Source organism: Vibrio sp. K4, assembly GCF_051122595.1.
GTDB classification, from domain to species: domain Bacteria; phylum Pseudomonadota; class Gammaproteobacteria; order Enterobacterales; family Vibrionaceae; genus Vibrio; species Vibrio owensii.
In genome coordinates, this window is sequence record NZ_CP178578.1 from 217,571 (window position 1) to 241,201 (window position 23,631).

17 protein-coding genes and 1 pseudogene are annotated in these 23,631 nt (G+C 46.2%); 10 read left to right on the forward strand and 8 right to left on the reverse strand.

The features are described from left to right. Positions 1–2,124 carry a TRAP transporter permease gene (locus ACLIIY_RS18445; RefSeq protein ID WP_434529073.1) on the reverse strand — a complete coding sequence of 708 codons (2,124 nt, stop codon included), beginning with the start codon at positions 2,122–2,124 and terminating at the stop codon, positions 1–3. Between the two features lie 88 nt (positions 2,125–2,212). Then, the gene (locus ACLIIY_RS18450) at positions 2,213–3,223 is read right to left on the reverse strand and encodes a TAXI family TRAP transporter solute-binding subunit (protein WP_005374185.1); all 1,011 of its coding nucleotides are present in this window, start codon (positions 3,221–3,223) and stop codon (positions 2,213–2,215) included. Between the two features lie 836 nt (positions 3,224–4,059). Between ACLIIY_RS18450 and brnQ the strand changes: the two genes are divergently transcribed. Next, positions 4,060–5,370, forward strand: a complete 1,311-nt coding sequence (gene brnQ, locus ACLIIY_RS18455) for a branched-chain amino acid transport system II carrier protein (protein WP_049538142.1) — start codon at positions 4,060–4,062, stop codon at positions 5,368–5,370. Positions 5,371–5,434: 64 nt separating this feature from the next. On the opposite strand, the gene ACLIIY_RS18460 is transcribed toward brnQ, so the two are convergent. Further along, positions 5,435–6,784, reverse strand: coding sequence for a sigma-54-dependent transcriptional regulator (locus ACLIIY_RS18460; protein WP_434529074.1), 1,350 nt, complete (start codon positions 6,782–6,784; stop codon positions 5,435–5,437). Positions 6,785–6,962: 178 nt separating this feature from the next. On the opposite strand from ACLIIY_RS18460, the pseudogene ACLIIY_RS18465 reads away from it, so the two are divergent. Together ACLIIY_RS18465 and ACLIIY_RS18470 are read left to right on the forward strand one after the other, a co-directional pair. Then, positions 6,963–9,024: pseudogene (locus ACLIIY_RS18465) on the forward strand (sensor histidine kinase). Between the two features lie 147 nt (positions 9,025–9,171). Further along, positions 9,172–10,563 carry a glycoside hydrolase family 1 protein gene (locus ACLIIY_RS18470; protein ID WP_020195182.1) on the forward strand — a complete coding sequence of 464 codons (1,392 nt, stop codon included), beginning with the start codon at positions 9,172–9,174 and terminating at the stop codon, positions 10,561–10,563. A 107-nt stretch (positions 10,564–10,670) separates the two neighbouring features. On the opposite strand, the gene ACLIIY_RS18475 is transcribed toward ACLIIY_RS18470, so the two are convergent. Beyond that, complete coding sequence (locus ACLIIY_RS18475) at positions 10,671–12,707, reverse strand: PhoX family protein (protein WP_434529075.1); 2,037 nt, start codon at positions 12,705–12,707, stop codon at positions 10,671–10,673. A 219-nt stretch (positions 12,708–12,926) separates the two neighbouring features. On the opposite strand from ACLIIY_RS18475, the gene ACLIIY_RS18480 reads away from it, so the two are divergent. Next, entirely contained in the window at positions 12,927–13,265 is a 339-nt protein-coding gene (locus ACLIIY_RS18480; protein ID WP_005438242.1) for a YggL family protein, read from the forward strand. A gap of 696 nt (positions 13,266–13,961) precedes the next feature. Here the strand turns inward: ACLIIY_RS18480 and ACLIIY_RS18485 are convergent. Continuing rightward, positions 13,962–14,828 carry a helix-turn-helix domain-containing protein gene (locus tag ACLIIY_RS18485; protein ID WP_038896564.1) on the reverse strand — a complete coding sequence of 289 codons (867 nt, stop codon included), beginning with the start codon at positions 14,826–14,828 and terminating at the stop codon, positions 13,962–13,964. A gap of 167 nt (positions 14,829–14,995) precedes the next feature. Between ACLIIY_RS18485 and ACLIIY_RS18490 the strand changes: the two genes are divergently transcribed. Together ACLIIY_RS18490 and ACLIIY_RS18495 are read left to right on the forward strand one after the other, a co-directional pair. Beyond that, positions 14,996–15,241, forward strand: coding sequence for a hypothetical protein (locus ACLIIY_RS18490; protein WP_122069321.1), 246 nt, complete (start codon positions 14,996–14,998; stop codon positions 15,239–15,241). 527 nt (positions 15,242–15,768) lie between these two features. Further along, positions 15,769–16,668, forward strand: a complete 900-nt coding sequence (locus ACLIIY_RS18495; protein WP_434529076.1) for a LysR family transcriptional regulator — start codon at positions 15,769–15,771, stop codon at positions 16,666–16,668. Here the strand turns inward: ACLIIY_RS18495 and ACLIIY_RS18500 are convergent. Beyond that, on the reverse strand, positions 16,636–16,980 hold the full coding sequence (locus ACLIIY_RS18500; RefSeq protein ID WP_434529077.1) for a DUF5329 family protein: 345 nt from the start codon (positions 16,978–16,980) through the stop codon (positions 16,636–16,638). The two genes, ACLIIY_RS18495 and ACLIIY_RS18500, sit on opposite strands and share 33 nt — an antisense overlap. A gap of 92 nt (positions 16,981–17,072) precedes the next feature. Beyond that, positions 17,073–18,086, reverse strand: a complete 1,014-nt coding sequence (locus tag ACLIIY_RS18505; protein WP_434529505.1) for an MBL fold metallo-hydrolase — start codon at positions 18,084–18,086, stop codon at positions 17,073–17,075. Between the two features lie 155 nt (positions 18,087–18,241). On the opposite strand from ACLIIY_RS18505, the gene ACLIIY_RS18510 reads away from it, so the two are divergent. The 3 genes from ACLIIY_RS18510 to ACLIIY_RS18520 all read left to right on the forward strand — a co-directional run bounded on the left by ACLIIY_RS18510 (position 18,242) and on the right by ACLIIY_RS18520 (position 20,575). After that, a complete protein-coding gene (locus ACLIIY_RS18510; RefSeq protein WP_005438259.1) occupies positions 18,242–18,856 on the forward strand; it encodes a TetR/AcrR family transcriptional regulator in 615 nt (204 codons plus the stop codon). 323 nt (positions 18,857–19,179) lie between these two features. Then, entirely contained in the window at positions 19,180–20,085 is a 906-nt protein-coding gene (rimK, locus tag ACLIIY_RS18515) for a 30S ribosomal protein S6--L-glutamate ligase (RefSeq protein ID WP_005438260.1), read from the forward strand. Between the two features lie 61 nt (positions 20,086–20,146). After that, a complete protein-coding gene (locus ACLIIY_RS18520; RefSeq protein WP_005432588.1) occupies positions 20,147–20,575 on the forward strand; it encodes an ATP-dependent zinc protease family protein in 429 nt (142 codons plus the stop codon). A 59-nt stretch (positions 20,576–20,634) separates the two neighbouring features. Here the strand turns inward: ACLIIY_RS18520 and ACLIIY_RS18525 are convergent, their stop codons facing one another. Further along, positions 20,635–21,384, reverse strand: coding sequence for an MBL fold metallo-hydrolase (locus ACLIIY_RS18525; protein WP_434529506.1), 750 nt, complete (start codon positions 21,382–21,384; stop codon positions 20,635–20,637). A gap of 336 nt (positions 21,385–21,720) precedes the next feature. Here ACLIIY_RS18525 and speA point away from each other — a divergent pair, with 336 nt between their 5' ends. Beyond that, positions 21,721–23,631, forward strand: coding sequence for an arginine decarboxylase (speA, locus tag ACLIIY_RS18530; RefSeq protein WP_434529078.1), 1,911 nt, complete (start codon positions 21,721–21,723; stop codon positions 23,629–23,631).

Consider the following 23,631-nt stretch of genomic DNA (forward strand, 5'->3'; position numbering starts at 1 on the left):
TTATAAAACCGATAGTTGAGATTGTTGCAATTTGAACTTGCGACCACTGTAAATGAACACCGCGACAAATACCGCGCAGCTTGCCACACGAACCAACATTGGGATGTCGTGCCAAACCAGCAAAGTACCCACCACAACCAACAAGAGACGCGTCAGAATGTTTAGAGGACCTTCCAAGTAACCTTCAATCGCACCAATCAATGCATAGGTTCCGATGATGGCAAAGAAGCCCACGGTAATCACCGACGTCACATCCCAACTGACCAAGCCAGTGTAAGCAATCAACAACGGGACAAGATACAAACCTTTGGCGATTTTCCATGCCATCAAACCGGTACGCATTGGCGGTGTTTTAGCGATGGTCGCTGCTGCAAATGCGGTCAAACACACTGGAGGCGTAACGTTACTGTCTTGCGATAACCAGAAAATGATGAGGTGAGCAGCCAGCAATGCCAAGCCTACCACTTCCATACCCAGGCTTTGCTCCAGTAGAGTTTCCATAAAGTCCGCAGGTACTAGCGCCACCATTTCTTTCGCGGTTTCCAACGCCATTGGCGCATTAAGCAGTTCCAGCTTTTCTGGCGCCGCCAACATAAAGATGGCTTTTGCTTGTTCTGGCAATTGACCCGACACCATCAATTCAAGCAATTGGTTTTCCGCAATCAACTTGTAAAGCGCAGGGGCAGACAGTGTGCCCAACACAATATACGCCGCTGTCACGGGTAAACCCATACCCAAAACAAGAGAAGCGAGCGCAATCAGAACGATCATGATGAACAAGTCACCATTCGCCCAACCATCGATCATCAGTGAGAACGTGTTGCCGATGCCCGTTGTGCTGATCACGTTGATCACCAAACCTATACCCACCAGCAACACGGCGGTTGTCGCCATGTTTTTCGCACCTTGCGAAAGTGCTTCGATGATCGCTTTTGGTCCCATCTTATGATCTTTCGAAAACCAAGAAGCCACCACTACAGAAATGATCGATAAACCTGCAGCGTAAGTCGGTGTAAAACCTTGAACCAACAAAGTGACCAATACCGCCAGTGGGATAAGGTTGTGCCAACCACTGATCAGCACTTTTAATAGAGATTCATCACTGGTCGTGATTTTTTGAACGCCGCTGCGTTTGGCTTCAATACGCACAAAGAACGCCACAGACAAGAAATAGATAAGAGCAGGAATGAAAGAAACCGCGATGATATCAACATAAGGAATTTGCGTGTAAGACGCCATGATGAAAGCACCCGCTCCCATCACTGGTGGCATCAACTGACCACCTGTCGAAGCTGCAGCTTCAACGCCCGCTGCAAAGCGCGAAGGGAAACCCGCTTTTTGCATCAACGGAATACTGATAACACCGGTTGAAACCGTATTTGCCACGCTAGAGCCGGATACTGAGCCCATCAAACCGGAGCCAATCACTGCGATAAAACCCGGACCACCGATGATTTTGCCAGCCGCAGCACGTGCCACATTGATGATGTAATCACCAACACCAGAGCGAACAAGAAACGCACCAAACAGAATGAACATGAATACGAAAGTCCAACTGATGCGCGAAATAGAGCCAAACATGCCCTCAGAAGAATAAAAGCTGCGGTAGAGCAAGGTTTCCATGCTCAAACCCGGGAAGTGGAAAATACCTGTCGCCCACTTACCCCAAAGCACAACGTAACTCAGACACACCACAATCAGTACAGGAATAAACCAGCCCATTGTGCGTCGGATCAGCTCAATCACAATCAAAATTGCCATGATGGCGAAGACCCAATCGCTGGTCACGAACTTCACACCGCGTTCGTACAGCGCATCTTCGGCATAGGGAATGTAGAGCAAACACGCGACCGCGCCCATAGCAATTAACACATCGATACCGAGTGCAATCTTACTCTGCTTGAGAGAGATATGAGCCGGATACCAAAGCGCACAAATCACCGCAAAGCCAGCAAAGTGGGTCGCGGAAATCCATAACTCTGGTAACGTCGATAAGGTATTAAACCAAATGTGCAAAGCAGACAACACCACGCCAAACACTGTAATTGTGGTGGTTACCCACGGAAAATCAGTGCGCGTGGGCAGCTCAAACTTCTGCAATTCCTTTTCTATTGAGTCGCTCATCTCATACTCCAAGCTCTGGCGGCTTTTTCCATCTTAGAAATCGGTAGGGATAAAATGCCCCGAGCCGAAACTCGGGGCTAAGTAGGCGTTATTTCGCCATTAGATCTGATGGGATTTCGATGCCCATTTCTTTGTAGTAACGCGCTGCGCCTGGGTGAAGAGGCACTGGCAAACCAGCAATCGCTTTCTCAATCGCCATTGCTTTTGTTGCTTTGTGGATGCCTTGTAGGAACGGCAGGTTCTCGTAGATCGCTTTGGTTAGCTGGTAAACGTCTTCTTCCGAGATATCTTCACGAACAGCCAAGAAGTTTGGCTGTGCAATGGTGGTGATCGGTTTATCTAGACCTGGATAGGTGTTCGCTGGGATCTCGTACTTCGTCCAGAGGTTGTAGTTGCCGTTCGCCTCTTTGATTTGTTCGTCAGTAAACGAAAGAATCGAAATGTCTTTACCCAACGCAGCAAAAGCTTGAGTAACCGCACCAACAGGTACACCTGCAGGCGTGTTCATGCCGTCAATGGTACCGTTTTGAAGTGCGCTCGCGCTGCCGCCGTAGCCCATGTAAGCAAGATTGAATTTATCAGGGTCGACCTTCAGACCTTTCATGATTTGGCGACCCGAGTTCTCAGTACCAGAGTTCTTCTTACCGATAGAGAACTTCTTGCCATCTAGGTTGTTCAGGTCAGTCACTGTGCCAGTTTTTGCTAAGTCAGAGCGAACAATAAAGTGCTCAACGTTTTGCCACAGCATAGAGACTGAACGCAGCTGCTCTTGGCGACCGCTCTTCTCATAAGGACCTTCACCAGACCAAGCCCATGCACCGTAAAGACCTTGTAGAATCGCGAACTGTGCTTCGTTTTCGTTCAGCAGTTTGACGTTTTCACCAGAGCCCGCAGAGCTGATTGCAGAAAGGGAGAAGTGGTGCTTTGGTGCCAATTTCACTTTGCTTAACGTCGCCAACGCTACGCCCACAGGGTAGTAAGTACCACCTGTCGATGCCGTTGCAAGAATGTAGCTACGATCTTCTGCCGCAGCGTTAGCAGCAATACCAAAAGAAGTCACAGCGACAGCCAAAGCTTTTACCAGCTTATTCATTTTCATTATTACTCTCCGTGTAGTCGTTTCACGATTGGGGTTTTACATCATGTTAAATCTTTATTAACAACAAATTCCCTAGAGCAATTGAAATGCCAACTTTTAACCCTCTGTATTTATTGAACTAAGTGCTGAAAGACATCAAAAATGAGCAAAATTCTGCTGATTTGATAGCAAAGTAATGAGCAAGATCTTGCTCATTGAAGAGAAGAAGGTTGTGCGCCTAGATCGCAAAAGGTTAATAAAATGTGATCAAGACAAAACAAATGCACGATTCACTAATAAGCAATATTTTGCCGATGCAATTTTGGATTGAACTGCAACTAATGAGTGTCTTAACAATAAGAAGAAAAAGCGCATCATTCTAAACTGCTCACTTTATCAGCGGAGGTTTATAGCCTAAACGACTACAAATAGCACAAAAATACAGCAAAACAAGCCATGTTACAGAAATGAAAAGTCATTTATTCTAATTTTGAATTTAAAAAGCAGTTCGATCCACCAGTTCAGAAACAAACATTGACCGTATCAACTTATTTTCTACTTCGGGGTTGTGCCAATAGCCCTATGTTCGTTAGGGTAACAACACGCCAAGGCAAACGTATTCCTTGGTATTTTTTCGTCATTAAGGATCACCCATGTCAGCAACTGCGCAATTACAATTCGCTTTAAAACGCCCATCTGGCGTTGCTGCTGCGATCCTCCTGCTCTCTCTGAAACTGATTCAGAGCTGACAGGCTATATCTAAACTTTCTGTCAGCTTGAGAAGAAGCTGACGGGAACACCACATACTCCTCCCATTCCTTTCAGTTTCTTCCAAGCGAAACATAAGAGGAATAACAATGTTAAGCGCACGCAATATCGCCGCTTTGGGCTTCATGACTTTCGCCATGTACTTAGGCGCGGGTAACCTGATCTTCCCTCCATTTTTGGGTTACCAAGCAGGTGAAAACTTTCTGAGCGGGATGTCTGGCTTCCTCTTAACGGGCGTAGGTCTGCCTGCAATGGCACTGGTGATGGTCGCTATCGTAAACGGTTCAGACAAATTAACCGCTGCCCTACCTAAACCTTTGGCGACCAGTTTTTGGGTAATGGTATTTATCGTGATTGGTCCTGCATTCGTAATACCACGTGCGATTACCGTGGCTTACCAATTTAGCTTTGCACCAATGTTTGGTGATGCCGCTTTGGTACCTTTCACAATTGCTTTCTGTGTTATCACCATTTTGTTTGCGCTATACCCGGGCAAATTAGTCGACAACCTAGGCAAGATCTTAACCCCGGCATTGATGGCTATTTTAGTGATCATGTCTGTAACCGCTCTGGTTTATCCAGCCGGCGAGCTTACTACTGCAACGGGACCATATGTATCTGGCGCATTTGCTGAAGGCTTAACCCAAGGCTACATGACCATGGACGCGCTAGGTTCTATCGGTTTTGGTTGGATCATCTTCCGAGCGATTCGCAGCATGGGTGTGGATTGTCCGAAAGCCACCGCAAAATACACGCTAATTGCAGCTTTGATGTACGCCGTTGCCATGGCATTTGTTTACATCTCATTGGCTTACATTGGCTCAACAAGTTCATACTTAGGTTCTGAATTCAGCAATGGTGGCGACATCTTAACGGCATTCACCTTCAGCCACTTCGGCGCATTTGGTTCACTATTACTTGGTGCCGTGATGGTATTAGCGTGTTTGACTACTGCTATCGGTGTAACCACAGCAGGCAGTGAGTTTTACGACAACACTTTCAGCAAAGTGAACTACAAAGGCTGCGTGATCACGACCATGGTATTGGCAGGTTTGATCGCCAACGTAGGTCTGGAGCAACTATTGGCTATCACATTGCCAGCGGTTGTGGCGCTTCACCCAGTAGCGATTGCATTGATGATCATGGCACCAGTGCGCAACAAGATGTCGCAAATCATGGTCGTCGCGACGGCGTTCACTGCTCTAACGTTTGGTTGTGTTGATGCGCTGCACATCCTAGGTTACATGCCAGAAGCCGCAAACCAATGGTTAGACAGCAACATGCCGCTGTACCACTACTTTGCAAGCTGGATTGTTCCGACGATTGCTATGGTGATCGTGGGTGTAGTCTTTACCCGCAAGGCAACTCAGCAACATACCGAGTTGGTGAACCAAGGCTAGATTGGCAAGCACCTTAACAAATAAGTACCTCAACAAAAAACGGCTTCCACAGAAGCCGTTTTTTCTATGTATAGTCAGAGCGATTTAAACCAAACTTCTGCATCTTTTGGTTGAGGGTTCGGCGCGGTAAATCTAGCTCGACCATCACATCCGTAATTCGTCCTTGGTGTCGAACTAAGGAATCGTGTAGTACCTTACGTTCAAAGTTGTGTAGCTGAATCGCCAATGGAACGCCTGCTTGTGTCTCTTCGGTTGTAGAAGATGGTCGATTGGAGAGAATTTCCATCACGGAGACGGTTTCATCCAGTGCAAAACGCATCGCGACATTCCTCAGCTCACGCACGTTACCGGGCCAAGCGTAAGCAAGAATGGCTTTTCTATCGGCTTCACTCAGCGGACGACTCCCTGGATTACTTTTCAGAGCAAAGTGTTCGAACAAGATCAACGCGTCTTCTTCTCGCTCACGTAGTGGTGGCAAATAGATCTGCGCCACATTGAGGCGGTAGTACAAATCCTGACGAAACTCGTCATGATCATTGAGATCTTCTTTCGCAGCGGCGATCACTCTCAAATCAACCGAGATCTGCTGATTACCCCCAACGCGCTCAACCGTATGTTCCTGTAATGAACGCAGCACTTTCACCTGCATAGACAGTGGCATACTCTCGATTTCATCAAAGAATAAGGTGCCTTTATCCGCATATTCCAATTTACCAATGCGCTTTTTACCCGCCCCGGTAAATGCCCCTGCTTCATGCCCAAACAGCTCACTTTCAAACAGATTCTCAGGAATTGCACCACAGTTGATTGGTACAAAATGATGAGGTCTGCGTTGGCTTTCATTGTGCAAACTGGTCGCTACCAGCTCTTTACCACAACCTGTTTCACCGTAAATAATCACGTTAGTATCAATGCGCGCTAACTTGGCAACTTGTTCCCTAAGCTGTTGCATCACTCGGCTTCGCCCAATCAACACTTCTTCTAAGCCGCTAACGCTAGATAGGTACTCTTGGCGATCTTGAGTAGAAGTTTGTGCGCGATAACTCTCGACCGCATCGGTCACTCGCTGGGATAGGCGCTCAGGTTGGAAAGGTTTCTCGATAAAATCGAACGCACCGTTTTGTAATGCGCCTACCGCCATATCAACGTCACCATGTCCGGTGATCAAGATAATCGGCGTTGGAATGTGATTGGCAATCAGGCTTTCTAGTATCGACAAGCCGTCGGTGTCCGGCAGGCGAACATCACTGACAATCGCATCAAATTCTTGGCTAAGAATGGCGGCTTTGCCCTCCTCCCCCAAACTAAACGCGGTCACGTCGAACCCCGCGAGTTGCAACCACTGACTGGTAGCCTGACGAACAATGTCATCGTCTTCGATAAGTGCAATTTTAGGGATGTCGTCAAAAGCCATCAGTTACTGCCTGCTTTATAGGGTGGGAAAGAAATCGCTCTTTGTTAACGGTAGCAAAAACCACTGAGGAGAAAAGGAGCTAGATCTCACTTCTTACTTACAAGTCTTTAACATCCAACCAGTTAGGCGCACTCTTTAATGACTCTCGGTGAGAACGCACTAGCTGAATGGAGTCAGTATGCAGCGCAAAAGGAATGGCAAAACATGGCTTGTGGTCGCAATTGCGGCAGTGCTGATGTTGTCTTGCTATAGCGCCAGCAGAGAGGTTGCCCGTCAGTGGTTGAGTGTACAAACTCAAACCGAAGCTCAACAAAAACTGCTCGACTATATTGGTGAAGTTCGCCGTGCACTTAAACGCTTCTATCACCTGCCTTACCTCGTCACCAACAATCCAGAAACCATCGCGTTTGTGAAAGGGAATCTGACTTATTACGAACCGTTGCAAACCCAACTGACTCAACTCGATAAAGCCGCCAATACTGAAGGTTGGCTAATCCTGTCTAACTCTGGCGAAGTATTGGTCTCGAGTTTAATCGAAGAGCGCTTTAGCCTGTCTGACCGAAAAGCCATTGTGGAACAAATTCACAATCAAGGCGGTGGGGTTTCCTTGGTGAACAAAACCAAAGGTTCGAGCCCGTTGTATTATCTTGCAGCCCCTATCTATGATGGTTTGGATATCGCAGGTATTGTCGTGGTGCAAATCAACCTCAGCCTGTTGACCGAACAGACCATTACCAGCCAAGACATCATTACGTTGCAAAATCGCCAGCAACGCTTTTTCCTATCAAGCAGCTCGCTTTATAACGCAGACTGGTTTAACGAACCGAGCAACACCGTTCAGTTAGAAACGCAGCGCTTATACGACAACACCAATATCAGTGTGTGGACGCTCAATCAGCAACGATATTTTGCGCACACCGTTAAATTGGATGATTTGAATTGGTACGTCAGCTACCTCACCCCTTCTAAGCCGATTCAACAAACCATCAACGTGATTGGTTGGAGCGTAGCGGCGCTGCTCTTGTTAGTTGTATTACTCGTCATCATTGGTCTACAACGTCGCCAAAAGCACATCAATCAACAACGAATTCAAGCTCTGTTGGAAGAGTCCCAACGCCGCTTGAAACAGATGATCAATAAGACCCACGTTGGTTTGCTATTGATTGATGAACAAGGCCAACTGTTCGATCTCAACCCAATGGCGAAACGTTTGTTCTGTTTACCAGAAAGCGTCAATCGACATGCTTTTGCTTGGGAGTTATTCGATGCAGGCAATCCTAATTCCACCACACTTAAGTTGCTCAAGGATTTACCTAAACATAAAGAGCTCGCAGAGATCAGCACGGTCGAAACCATTGCCAGACGCAGTGACGGTAGCGTCTTCCCTGTCTTGTTCTCACTGACCAGTTTCCCTTGGCATGGCGAGCAGTATTTCCTTGCGACGATCATTGACATCAGTAAGCGGAAAAAAGCCGAGCAATCACTGCAACAGGTCAACCAAGAACTGGCGCAGCGAGTAGAAGAGCGAACTCAAGCGCTAAAAGAAGCACAAAGCCAGTTAATTGAATCGAGCAAAATGGCCGCCTTGGGTCGCATGTCGAGCGCGATTACTCATGAACTCAATCAGCCACTGACTGGTTTGCGTACCCTGCTCACAACAAACGAACTGTTAGCAGAACGTGGCGAAACCGAGATGATGAAAGCCAACAACGTATTGGTGCAGAAGCTGATTGACCGCATGGCAAGCATGACCAGCCAGTTAAAGACGTTCGCCTATAACAAACCAGAAAGCCTACAAGCGATTTCTCTTACCTCCGGCACTCGAAGAGACCTTACGCGTCTATCAATCCCAATTAGACAAGGTGGATGTGCGTGTTCGGGTTCCTCATGACTTACCTAACATCATGGGTGAAGAACAACGACTGCTTCAGGTGCTCGGTAATCTTGTCTCGAATGCGCTAGACGCAATGAACAATACCACCAACCCGCAGCTCAACTTGATCGTCAACCCAACCAGCAATCAGGTCGAACTGATCGTCAGTGATAATGGCTGCGGCGTGTCGAATGAGATGCTTGAATCCATGTTCGAGCCCTTCCAAACCTCAAAGAAAATTGGTGAAGGCTTAGGACTGGGTTTAGCGATTACGGCCAACAATATGCGTGATATGAACGGACAAATTACTGTGCATAAGAATGAACAAAATGGGCTGACTTTCACTCTATTGTTCAAATCAGCCTAAGTTGATATTGATTACAAAATCATCATTAGAACTAGGCATCCCCGCTGTTTGAGAAAAACACGATCTCGATACAAGAATCCCTCCTTGACCTACACTATTCTCAAGCAAATAAAACGAATAACTTCCGAATGATAAAGAGTGAGAAACATGATTAAGTTTCCTGAACATTTTCTTTGGGGCGGTGCTATTGCTGCAAACCAAGTAGAAGGGTCGTACAACCTTGGGGGTAAAGGGTTATCGACATCAGACATGCTGCCAAACGGTATTTTGAGTCCGCATCAAACCCGTGAAGAGCGTACGCCGGGTATCAAAGACGTGGCGATCGACTTCTACAATCGCTACCCAGAAGACATTGCGCTATTCAAAGAGATGGGCTTTAACTGTCTGCGCCTATCTTTGGCATGGAGCCGCATCTTCCCGAACGGTGACGAGCTAGAACCTAACGAAGAAGGTTTGGCATTCTACGATAAAATTTTTGACGAACTTGCCGAGCACGACATCCAACCTTTCGTGACCTTATCTCACTACGAAATGCCTTACGCACTGGTCGAGAACTACGGCGGTTGGGGCGATCGTCGCGTCATCGAATTCTTCGAACGTTATGCTCGAACTGTGCTGGAGCGCTACAAAGACAAAGTAAAACTGTGGCTAACCTTCAACGAAATCAACATGTCACTGCACGCACCATTTACTGGTGTTGGTTTGCAAGAAGACGCCAGTGAACAAGAGATTTACCAAGCGATTCACCACCAACTAGTCGCCAACGCAAAAGCGGTAAAACTGTGTCAGCAAATCGTACCAAACGGCAAGATTGGTAACATGCTGCTTGGCGCAATTAACTACCCATACACCTGTAACCCTGATGACGTGCTTGCTGCAATGCATGAAAACAACAAGTGGTTGTTCTTCGGTGATGTACAAACACGTGGTCAGTACCCTGGCTACATGAAGCGTTACTTCCGTGAAAATGGCATTGAAATTCAGATGGAAGCAGGCGACTTAGAAGAGATCGCATCGGCAAGTGTCGATTTCATCTCATTCAGCTACTACGCAAGTGGCTGTGCAAGTGCGGATCCGAAACAGAAAGAAGTGGGTAACATCGTAGATAGCGTACCAAACCCATATCTTGAGAAGAGCCAATGGGGCTGGCTGATCGATCCAAAAGGCCTGCGCGTTCTGCTGAACTTCCTTCACGATCGCTACCAAAAACCACTGTTCGTCGTAGAAAACGGCTTAGGTGCACGTGATGAAATCGATGAAAACGGTGAGATTCAGGATGATTACCGCATCGCTTACTTGAACGACCACCTTGTGCAAGCACACGAAGCGATTCTTGATGGCGTTGAGCTGATGGGCTTCACCAGTTGGGGACCAATCGATTTGGTCGCAAACTCAACTGCTGAAATGAGCAAACGTTACGGTTACATCTACGTTGATCGCCACAACGATGGCCAAGGTACGTTAGAGCGTAAACGTAAGAAGAGCTTCTTCTGGTATCAAGATGTGATTCGCACTGCGGGCGGCTCGCTCAAAAACTAAGTTACTTGTCTAGATATAAAGTGCATGTGTATTTAGATAGAAAAAAACAAAGCCCTGCAAACGCAGGGCTTTTCTTATTCCCGATATTCAGTCGTATGACCTATTGGTTAAACACCAATTTCACCACCGTCTTCACGGCGAATAACCACCGTTGCTGCACGTGGACGCAGTGTCATCCCCGCAGGTGTTTCTTCTGCTGCATTGTCGCTGTAAGGCCAGTTGCCTGGGTGCTGAATGTTCACGAACAGAGACTTGTAATCTGGGCTAATGGTAAAGCCCGTCACTTCACAGCCGTTAGGGCCAACAAAGAAACGTTTCAACTCAGCTTGGTTTTCTGCACCGATCACTTCTTGTGTGCCGTTTTCATCCGTCAGCTTAGAAGGTACAACCGCAAGCATTTGGTCATTGGTGTAAGACGTCACTTCATCTGCGCCGTTGTCCGTTTGAATCCACAGAATGCCGCGAGGGTCAAACGCTAAGCCGTCTGGGCTCGCAAACTGGTTAAGCTCGGTCAAGCTCGAACGGTTAGTGTCCGCATCGCCGTTTGCTGGAGAACCAAACACGAAGATATCCCACGTAAAGTCTGTTGCTGCTTCGCCTTCATCCCAACGGATTACGTGACCAAACTTGTTGTTCAAACGTGGGTTTGCAGGGTTAGTTTCCTCTGTACGCTTAGTGTTATTCGTTAGCGTCAGGTAAACCGAGCCTGTGAACGGGTCAACGGTACACCACTCTGGGCGATCCATTGGCGTCGCACCAACAAGGTCGGCTGCACCCGCCGTATTCAAGATGATTTCTGCTAGAGAATTGAAGCTGTCTGCAAGTGTGCCACCAGAAACTGTCGTGCTATCTAGTGTCAATGGTAGCCAAGTACCAGAGCTGTCTTCGTTGAAGCGCGCCACATACAGTGTGCCTTCATCCATGTACTTGTCACCCATCGCCAAGCGGTTATCTGGGTTGGCATCCGCAGGATCCCACGCTGCCGCAGATTCAAATTTGTATAGGTACTCAAAGCGAGAATCGTGACCAGAGTAAAAGACCACTGGTTTGCCTTCTTCAAGCTTGCCGAATGTACAGCCTTCATGGCGGAAACGACCTAGTGCAGTACGCTTCTTCGCACGTGAGTTTTGCGTGTAAGGGTCGATTTCAACAATGTAACCATGGCCGTTCGCCTCGTTACGATAATCGTCCAATGCGCTTGCGCCTGTTGGTTCTACATTAAATCGCGTGAATTCGTCCAAACGCTCTTCGGCATTACCCGCTAACGTTTCCCATAGGTAACGAGTGCTTGTGTCATCAACACCAATGCGATCTTGTTCTTCAGTACGAACGCCAGCGTTAACGAAGTAACCCGGCCAGTTCTCTTCACACGTTAGGTAAGTCCCCCAAGGCGTAAAACCATTACCACAGTTGTTCAGTGTGCCGCGCGCTTGGCTGCCATCTTGTGAGAAGCGAGTTACGGTCAATTCTGTATTCGCGACAGGGCCAGAAAGATCCATGACTGTCGCACCAGTGTAACGGCGGTTTAGTGGATCGGTATCCACCAATTTCCACATGTTGTCTTCAAGTTGAACGCGAACCACAGACACACCATGTGCATTAATTTCTTTACGAACTTCATCGACGATAGTACGCACACCGCCCACAGCTGTCGGACCGCTTGGGTGCAGAGCTGTGGTATCAATGTACTCGTGGTTGATACACAATAAGCCGTCCGTGTCGCTGTCGTTTAGCGAGAAAAAGTGCATGCCGTCGTGGTGCATACCCAATGCATTCAGCTGGTCGGTACTCGTGTTGCTGCCGTCGTCTTTCCAAGCGTTACCTTGTGCGTTTAAAGGCGTACCCCATGGCACCAATACTTGTGCGACGTAACCTTGCGGAATCGATACTGCATCCGTTAGTGAGCCTGGAATCGAATCAAAATTGAGGACTGCACTTGAAACGCCAGAGCCGCCACCAGCAGAAGTGCCTGAACTAGAAGAGTTGCACCCAGATAGACCAAATGCGCCAAAAGCGGTCATCGCACTGATACCTAGGCCACCTTTCAGGATACTGCGTCGAGATAGGCTCGCTTCCAGTACTTCTTCAAAAGGCTTGTTATTACTCTGGTTGTAACGCGTCGCGTCGAAGGTTTCCTTACTCATGGTGTTGCTTTCCCAGTGTTAGGTTGAATTATAGGTTTGTAAATCATTGAGCGAGGGGAAGTTTGGAAGAGAAAAGTGACAGAACTAGTCTATCTTTATGAACTTTGTGTTTAGAAAATGTTATAAAGCACCCATCTATTCTATGTACTCCCGATTTTACTTGGGCTAAGCCAGATTTGGGGGTATAAGGTGTACTCAAATCATCCACGAGAGATAATCATGAAACTAGATAAAATCGATAACAAAAATCGTCGTCTGCGTAAGAAGCTATTCCTAGGTGAATTCGCGATCCTAGGCTTTGAAATCAGCTGTGAAACAGACATCAACGACTTCGACCGTTACGATGCATTCGTTGATGAGTTTATCGACTACATTGATGGTCTAAACCTATGCTTTGGTGGCGGCGGTCTAGAGCTGTTTGAAGGCTTCCTATGTTCAACAGAGCGTTACGAAAGCGCAACTGAAGAACAAAAAGCACAGGTTCTAGCTTGGCTACAAGCTCGTCCAGAAGTAAGCAGCGCAAAAGCTGGCGAATTGGTTGACGCAAACTACCTGTAATTACGGAATCACTCTGTAATAAACAGAGTTGAGCAAGTAATGAGAAAGCTGGTCTTCGGACTGGCTTTTTTGCATTTAAGGCTATGGTTTTGTGCTGAAATGTTGAAGCTAGAAAGAGTGGAACGTTTGGTTGTTTTGGAAGCTTTGTTTAGGAAAGCAGGAAGCTTAGAGTCTTGGAAAGTATGGATGTGCTAGATAATTTTAGAGCTGGCATTTTATGGAAGGTTATCCGTCCATTGCCAGCTCAGTGCCATTGAGTATGGTTTACTATGCTTTTTTAGCAGTCTCAGTCTTTGTGTCTTTCCAGTATTGGATACGAACACGATGTAGCTGAGCTCTTCTCATCTTTTTCATAGCAATCTCCCTCATCTATATAGGTAACGCTCATCTTGAGCTTATTGTCTAAGGTTGTATTCCTCTTCAATCTATCGAGGAACGAATCAATTAACCGTGACTAATTTCACAACATAATGATAAAAGTAGAAGCGTTGCAGTCATTTTTTGACCAGTAAACCTGCTTTTATCTTGTTGATACGGTCAACTTACTCATCACTTATGACAGAAATATGGCAATCAAGTTCCCTATTTAACCTGTCATCGAATCTTAATAACGATTCTTAGATAACCTAGCAAATAATATACCAGTTGCACATAAATTCCAGTTCAGTACACAACAAAAGTACGCACATGTTCAAACTAAGGTTGGATTCGCTGCTGGTAATGCTGTCGGTAATCTCTCGGAGTCAGTCCCTTGTAGGTCTTGAAATGACGATTAAACAAAGCTTGATTGCGATAACCTACTCGTTCAAACACGATCCCTATTGGTAGCTCAGTCGATTGCAACAAATCCGCGGCATGGTTGATTCGTAGCTTCATCAAGCGTTGGCTAAACGGCTCTTTAAAGTGCTTTTGAAACAACCGTGTGACCGCACTTTCACTCAACGACAAGTAATTGGCTAAATCGGCCAATGTCACCTTGTTGGCAAAATGCTGCTCAAGATACGCATTCACACTTGCGACGCGCTCTCTTTCTTGTTGCTCGTGTTCACTCATCGAAAGGTATGAATGGGTCATCAAGGTTTTCGCCGCTTCGTCATGGGCAACCAAAGATAAGATATGAATGAATCTCGACAATTGCTCCATCGCGGGCACTTTCATCAACTCTTGCAGAAGATCCACGACTTGCTGTGCCGTTCGCTCAGAGAACACCACTCCTTTATTTGCGGCTTTCAATAACGGGTCCAGTTTGCGTAACTCAGTACAATAGAACATTAGGTTCGCGATCCACTCACGCTTAAACCAAATCACATGAGTCTCGCAGTTGCTTTCTACCGACGTGGAGTGAATAGAGTGAGGCACACCTGGCGCAATTAACAGCATCTGATTGTGGGTCACCTCGAGCTCGTGATGCCCAATGTGCAAAGTCCCCGTAAAGTGACGGTGGATGACCAACTCAAAAACGTCATCGTGAAAATGGAAATCGTATTCTTTCGCTGGTTCATCAATACGACGGTAGCGCCAAGAAAAACCAGGCCTTTGCGGTACTTTTTCGATGTGCGCCATTTGATACCCCACAAGATAGTATTGTTTCACGCGCAAATAATATCAGTATTACCGACATATTCTTCATCACGCCTTAATAGTATTGATATTGAGCGGCATACTATCAACTAAGCCTCATCACGCTCCTTATTCTTCTCTTGTAAAGACAAGCTAACTAAGGAGCTTTTATGAGTAACTTTAAAACCAAGCTACGCCAGATCATGCAAAAAACTCGTGATGAGTGGGCTGCGTTTGCGATAAAGGAAATGGGAATTTCATCCGATACCATCGCCAAATCTTATGGCTATAAGTCGAGTTGTGATCTTGAGCAAACTCTTAAACAAGACGAAAAAGACGCCGATTCGTACATTCGCTCGGCACCTTGTGCGAGATCTCTCACAAGCGATGTAAGCAAAACGACCATTTTTGACTAAGAACAAATCGAACAACAAACCTAACTAACTGAAAATTAATAATTATCCTTTTTTAAGCAATATTCGCTGCCAAAGTTTTTTTACCTAGCTGATTGAGAGTAATCAGCAAAACAACAATACTAAGTGTGTCGACAGGATGTTGGCGGGAACAGGAAAAAAACCTAAAGGATTGGGTATCTTCAGGATGAAGATTTGATAGCTTAGGATGAGTTGTCAGCAAGGATGTAGTTAAGCTCTAGGATAGAGTTCGCCCGTCAGGATGATAGGCAAGAATGGACACCGCTAGGAAGGCGATGAACAAGGAACTCGGTTAAAGGACTTAGCCACAATCAAGGATAGATGCAGGGAGCACCTATTAGTAGCCGGATTGCTGCGAAAAAGAATAAGCCCCGTCTGGGAAACCAGGCGGGGTTTTATTTTACCTGTCTTTTAGCATCCTCCTCTGCGTTATTCCACGCATCATGCTATTATTTCTACACTTTCTCTCGAAACGCTTTCTTTAATAAACGCTGAGCAAACAACGTCCTATGCTTAATCCAGTTTGGTTACACACATTCAAAACTCTTGTCGAAGTAGGCCACTTTACTCAGACAGCAGAAAAGCTCTATATGACCCAGCCAGGTGTCAGTCAGCACATCAAAAAGCTAGAGCAAGCTTGTCAGCACCCATTGATTAAGCGCGAGAACAAAAGCTTTGAACTGACAGAGCAAGGCCGAATGGTGTATGCCTACGCGTTAGAGTTGGAAGAGAAAGAGAAAAACTTACTGGAAGATCTGAGCTTCGATGACCCCTTTGCAGGCCATTGCAAGCTGGCTTGTTCCGGAGCACTTGCCTTGATGCTGTTTGATCCACTGCTTGAAAAACAAACCCAGCATCGCGGATTGTCGATTCACTTGGAAGCGGCACCAAACCAGTCGATTCTAAATGGCGTTGCTGACGGCCGTATTGATATTGGCATCGTGACTTACTCTCCCAACAAGAGTGTTTTCCAAAGTGAACAAATTGGCAGAGAAGCGCTGTGTCTGATCTTACCAAAGTCCTATCATGGAAAAACGTTAACGCCTGAACTGCTTCGCAGTTGCGGCGTGATTGGTCACCCTGATGCTGAACATTATATGACGTTGTTTTTCGACCAATGTGCAGAACCTTTACTCAAAGAGATTAAAGTCAGTGACATGCCATTATCGGGCTACGTTAACCAACTCAGTCAGATTCTTTTGCCCGTCAGCAAGGGGCTTGGTTTTACCGTTTTGCCCTACAGTGCGGTGGAAAGCTTTCCATTAAGAGAAGAGTTGTATGTGGCTGAGTTAAAACAACCGGTATACGAAGATTTATTTTTGGTGAGAAAACGCAGCCGCACACTGCCACTGCGATACCAGACCATCAAAAAAGTATTATTGGATGTGATTGGCGGGGCTCATCAATGATGTTAGCCACTCTTCGCTGGTAATGCGTTTATCTTGGCAATCCACCCAATATGGTTTGCCAGATAACCAGCTCTTTGACGCGACCTCTTTTATAAACACATCCATAGAATCAACGTCATCTTTGGCGTAATCCCATTTATTGCGCATGTGTTCTGCCGCTTCTTGATTAGTATACGCCTTGCCGTTACGAATAAAGGTGCAAGAGGATTGCTCAACTCGTTTTATCAACGTCGAGATATCTTGCTCTACCCCTGCTAATGCGAAGGTAGGCAGAATGCTTAATGTAAGTAACAACGTCCACTTTGCTTTCATCGCACCTTTATCCTTATCCCTGACCACGTAACTACTACCAAGTAACTACTAATAAGTGACTTAACTATTCTTTTGGCTGTTTAGCTCAGCCATTATTGCCACCATGCCTTAGCAGGCTGAGGCTCCGCAATCGCCAAGCGTTGACCAATCTCAGGGCCCACTAACGTTACACCGCGCTCTTCACTAATGTCTAACGCGCGTTGCATCGGTTCATTCCAATCGTGCATAGACAGATCAAACGTACTGTTGTGAATCGGCATCATCACTTTACCCTGCACATCAATGTGTGCTTGAACACTTTGCTCAGGGAACATGTGAATGTCTGACCAAAGTTCATTGTATGCGCCGGTTTCAATCATAGTGAAATCAAACGGACCGTACTTTTCGCCAATCTCTTTAAAGCCATTGAAGTAACCAGAGTCACCACTGAAGAACACTTTGTGTTGCTGTGCATTAATAACCCAACTGCCCCACAGTGTCGTATCGCGGTCTGTCAAACCTCGACCAGAGAAATGCTGAGTCGGAGTCAGTGTATATTCAATGCCGTCGACAGAATGTGACTCCCACCAATCTAGCTCGATCACTTTCTCCTTAGGCACGCCCCAGTTCACCAGCAACTGACCGACTTTTAACGGCACCAAGAAAGTGCCCACTTTATCGCCTAGCACTTTAATAGAAGCTTTATCTAGGTGATCGTAATGGTCATGGCTGATCACCACCACATCGATACTTGGTAAATCTTCTAGCGTGATTGGTGTTTGGTGAAAACGTTTTGGCCCAGCCCATTGCACAGGAGACGCGCGATCACTGAATACAGGATCAGTCATCACCAGTTTGCCATCAAGCTTCATTAATACGCTTGAGTGACCTAAGCGGTAGATAACGTCATCTTGCTCTTCTAACAGTTGATTCGCCGTCATTGCATGAACCGGAATTTCAATCGTTGGCGTTGGATTGAGGCGCTCAGTCGTAAAGTAGGCTTTCATGATGCCGAACATGTCACCCAAGCTGCTTTTGTATTCCAACTCTGTGTTTGCAAATTTGTCCGGGTATGTTGGCGCTTTTTCAGTATCAACATTAGAACAAGAAATCATTGATGTACCCATCGCGAACGCTCCTACTGTGGCTAGCAAAGTTTTTTTCATAAAAAGTTAACCCGAACAAAAGTAAACTACACGGTGCAGTTTACATTCTAATTATCAAAAGTAAACTACTTAGTGTAAAATAGATCCAGAAATGATCTTCTTAACTCGGCAAGTTTATGAATGTAAAAAGAAAAGGTCGCAGTGAGACCAAAAGAGAAGCCATCCTGTGCGCAGCAAAGCAAGCGTTCCAAGAGTTTGGGGTGCAAAACACCAGCATGGATAAGCTCTCTGCTATCGCGCAAGTCTCTAAGCGCACGGTCTACAACCACTTCCCTTCTAAAGAAGCGATCGTGACAGAGTTACTAACGGAACTATGGCGTTCTTCAATGATGGATAGCGACATTGAACGTTTACCAACACTCCCTCTCAAAGATCAACTGGTCGAATTGTTGTACAGCGAAATTATCGTGGTAACCGCACCTGATTATATTGAACTGGCGAAAGTGGCTTTCGGACATTTCTTGTTTAAGCCGGAAGATCTCAAAGAACAAGCGGAACACATGTCGAAGCAAGAAACGGCCTTGTACCGTTGGCTCACTCAGCAATCAGAAAAAAACACATTGAAGGTTGATGATGTGGACGTGGCAAGCATTCAATTGCACAACTTAATTAAAGGCAGTGCATTCTGGCCACAATTGATGGGGATGCGAGCTTCGCTAACCTTGGAAGAATCTAGGGTTTTAGCCACCCAAACGGCTGAACTCTTCCTAAGTCATTACTTAGTTCAATAACAAAAAGCGGCTGAATGGCCGCTTTTTTGTTATTTATGCCATAGTAAATTGATGAAATTTTGACTCATTTTTCTTTTTCATTCCCTTGACAGTCGCATGCAGCAAGGCGTGAGAGTTCGATAAATTATTTTTGTCGTATCGACGATATTTTTTCGTTTTCATCTACTGAGAAAACGCCCTAAGGTTCGCACCTCTGACGACGTGGTTGTCCAACCACAATTCTAAGTCGCTGAAGAGAGTGGATTCTGTCACATCAATTACACCCACTCACTATACTCTATACTTACATTTTTAATTTGGTACTGACTTACTAAGGAATTGCCATGCGTATTGCTATTCTTTCTCGTAATGAGAATCTATATTCAACCATGCGCCTAAAGCAGGCGGGTGAAGAGCGCGGACATCAAGTTGATGTTATCGATACTCTGCACTGTTATATGGATATTACGAGTAACAACCCTAAGATCCGTTACATGGGTGAAGAATTGCCAAAGTACGACGCGGTTATTCCACGCATCGGTGCATCTATCACTTTCTACGGTACAGCAGTTGTACGTCAGTTTGAAATGATGGGCACATTCTGTGTGAACGAGTCAGTAGCAATCAGCCGCTCTCGTGACAAGCTACGCTCTATGCAGCTGCTATCACGTAAAGGCATTGGTCTACCTCGCACAGGTTTTGCTCACCACCCTGACAACATTCAGGACGTGATCAAAAACGTTGGCGGCGCACCATTGGTTATCAAGCTACTTGAAGGTACTCAAGGTATCGGTGTTGTTCTTGCTGAGACTACGAAAGCAGCAGAAAGTGTTATCGAAGCATTCATGGGCCTTAAAGCAAACATCATGGTGCAAGAGTTCATTGAAGAAGCAAACGGCGCAGACATCCGTTGTTTCGTAGTGGGTAACAAAGTTATCGCAGCAATGAAACGCCAAGCAAAAGAAGGCGAGTTTCGCTCTAACCTTCACCGCGGTGGTTCTGCTCAGCTTGTAAAACTGAGCAAAGAAGAGCGCGCAACTGCAATCAACGCAGCGAAAGTGATGGGTCTAAACCTATGTGGTGTTGATATTCTTCAATCGAAGAACGGCCCAGTGGTAATGGAAGTGAACTCTTCTCCAGGCCTTGAAGGTATCGAATCAGCAACTGAAAAAGACGTTGCAGGCATGATCTTCGACTTCATCGAGAAGAACGCAAAACCAAACGCTAACCGTACTCGCGGTAAAGGCTGATAATTGTTTGAGTGAGAGCCTGATAAAGGGCTCTCTTTTAACTCATCGCTAGGATGACACTATGAATCAGAAAATGATCATTGGGAACGCCGAAGCAATTTGCTTACCTGAGTTAGGGATTACTCACCTTGAAGCGCGCATTGATACAGGCGCACAGACTTCTTCTCTGCACGTAGATAACCTAGAGTGCACTGAACAAGACGGTCAGTCATACGTAGAGTTCGATCTACACCCAGATGTTTACCACTTAGAGCAAGTCGTTCGCTGTAAAGCTCCACTGAAGGCGAACCGCAAAGTGAAATCATCAAACGGTACTTTCGAACACCGCTGCGTGATCACAACGATGCTACGCATGGGCGACCAAGAGTGGCCAATCGACATCACGCTAACTAACCGTGAAAAGATGACTTACATGATGTTGTTAGGTCGTCAGGGTATGGCAGACAAAGTTCTGGTAGACCCGAGCCAATCTCACTTATTGGCTCCATAATCCCCGTAGCTTCAGATGAGCGAACTCAGTGGTCGCTCATCTGGCTCTTCTCTGATTTTCTAGCTGCCCTTCTCCTGTCTATCGTTCTTCCTTTTCAGAACAGAACGCATTAATCCTTTCAGTTTTATCTTCGTTACTCGCCAATGCGTAATGGGTCTAACCGGTGCGGTATTGATGATGTGTTGATACGCGTCTTCATCAAACTCAACCTCTCCCCCATGTGCCGCCAATAAACAGCTTGGTTTCATCTCAAAAACGCGTTTTAACGAACTGCGATATTGGTTGGGATGAAAGATAGGAAATGGCGCGATCAAATGGCTTTTCACCTGCACCATTAAATCCGCTACGTACAACACACTCTGTTCGGCGTGATAAACCGATAAATCCCTGTCGGTATGCCCCGGTGTTTCCAATATCTTCCAATCAGCAAAACCGGGAATCATCTCTCCATCCACCAGCTCAATATCTGGCTTTAGTTTTCGCGAATACCATAAGTTGCGCTTGGGTTTGCGCATTCGGTTCGCCATCCAACGCGCCAAAATCAAATCCGTTAGATGCATCAGCCAACCATCAAAACCGCCATACCAATGTGTATCTCGTTTGGCTGCCAATAGCTTGCAGCCCGTCAAGTCTCTTAGTTTGTGCGCCGCACCAGCATGGTCTGGGTGCATGTGAGTAACGACAACCAGTGTTAGGTCTGTGAATGGACGATTGAGCTGGTGCTCGATAAAATCTTTGAGGTGAGGAATATCCGCTCGACTTGCGCCATCAAGCAGCATCAATTTGTCTGGATACTCGGCGAGATACATGGTTTGGATGTATCCCTGAATTCTGTGCAGCTGCAAAACATGTCCTTGTTTTGTTGAGTCTTTGTTCTTATTTTTTGTCGACCAATCCCTTACTGGTCAGACCAACTATAACAGCAGAATGGACAGTCTGTTAAATAAATGTTTACACCAACCATCAACAACAGTTGTTAATCGAAAGCACAAATTTTAATCATTAGACTCTGGTTGGGTTTTATCCGTTAATGCGCGCACACGGAGTTCGTGTCAGGGTATGAGGTTAGCGCCTCATGATTTGCTTTTTTGTATTTTCTCCTCTATTTCCAATGAGGGCTTAAATACATTTTTGTGAGAATCGAGTTGGAAAAAGCAACTAAATTAGACCGCATCCGCGCGGACTACAACGTTCACTACTGGAGCCAAGGCTTCTACGGAATTGATGACCAAGGCGAGGTATACGTATCTCCTCGTAGTGACCGTGCACACCAAATCCCTTTCAGTGCGATTGTAAATGAACTAGAAGCTAAGCAGTTAAATCTGCCTGTGTTAGTGCGCTTCCCACAAATCGTACACCAACGCGTGCATGGCATTTGCCAAGCTTTCAACCAAGCAATTGAAGAATACCAATATCCAAACAAATACCTGTTGGTGTACCCAATTAAAGTAAACCAACAGCGTGAAGTGGTTGATGAGATCTTAGCAAGCCAAGCACAGCTAGAAAATAAACAGCTGGGTCTTGAAGCAGGCAGTAAGCCAGAGCTATTGGCAGTACTTGCACTAGCTCAACAAGGCAGCTCCGTGATCGTGTGTAATGGCTACAAAGACCGTGAATACGTGCGTCTTGCACTGATCGGTGAAAAGCTAGGTCACAAAGTATTTATCGTACTAGAGAAGCTATCTGAGCTTGATCTAGTACTTGAAGAAGCAAAAAGCTTGGGCGTAACACCACGTCTTGGCTTGCGTATCCGCCTTGCATCTCAAGGTGCGGGTAAATGGCAAGCAAGCGGCGGTGAAAAATCGAAGTTCGGCCTATCTGCGTCTCAAGTATTGAGCGTGATTGAGCGTCTAAAACGCGAAGACAAACTGGACACCATGCAGTTGGTTCACTTCCACCTTGGCTCACAGATGGCAAACATCCGTGACGTGCGTAATGGTGTAAACGAATCAGCACGTTTCTACTGTGAATTACGTGCCATGGGTGCAAACATTGATTACTTCGATGTTGGCGGCGGTTTAGCAGTAGACTACGACGGCACACGTAGCCAATCTTCGAACTCGATGAACTACGGCCTTGCAGAATATGCGCGCAACATCGTAAATACCGTCGGTGATGTGTGTCAGCAGTACGAACAACCGATGCCAGTGATCATCTCTGAATCGGGTCGCTCATTGACTGCACATCACGCTGTGCTTATCTCTAACGTTATTGGTACTGAAACATACCAACCGGAAGAAGTGTTCGAGCCAGCTGCAGAAGCTCCATTCTTGCTACAAAACATGTGGCGAAATTGGGAGAACCTGCAAGATGGTACGGATGCGCGTGCATTAATTGAAATTTACAACGATACCCAAAGCGATTTGGCTGAGGTGCACTCACAATTCGCTACAGGCGTACTGAACCTTGAACAACGTGCGTGGGCAGAGCAACTGTCACTGCGTATTTACTTCGAGCTAAGTCGTCAAATGAGTACTAAGAACCGTTTCCACCGTCCTATTTTGGATGAGTTGAGCGAACGTCTTGCAGACAAGTTCTTCGTGAACTTCTCTCTTTTCCAATCCCTGCCAGATGCATGGGGTATTGATCAGGTATTCCCTGTTCTGCCACTTTCTGGTCTTGGTGATGTGGAAGAGCGTCGTGCGGTGATGTTGGACATCACTTGTGACTCCGATGGCGCAATTGACCATTACGTTGATGGCCAAGGCATTGAGAGCACACTACCAGTACCAGCATGGAGCAACGACAAACCGTACCTAATGGGCTTCTTCCTAGTAGGCGCATACCAAGAAATCCTTGGTGACATGCACAACCTATTTGGTGACACCCACAGTGCAGTAGTCAATGTTGATGAAGAAGGTCAATTTGAGATCAGCTACATCAACGAAGGTGATAGCGTAGAAGACATGATGCGCTACGTTCACATCGACGTAGATGCGATTCGTGACAATTACAAACAATTGGTTTCAGCACGTGTTGAAGCCAGTGAACAAGAACAAATCCTAGCTGAACTAGAACAAGGTTTGGCAGGCTACACCTATTTAGAGGACTTCTGA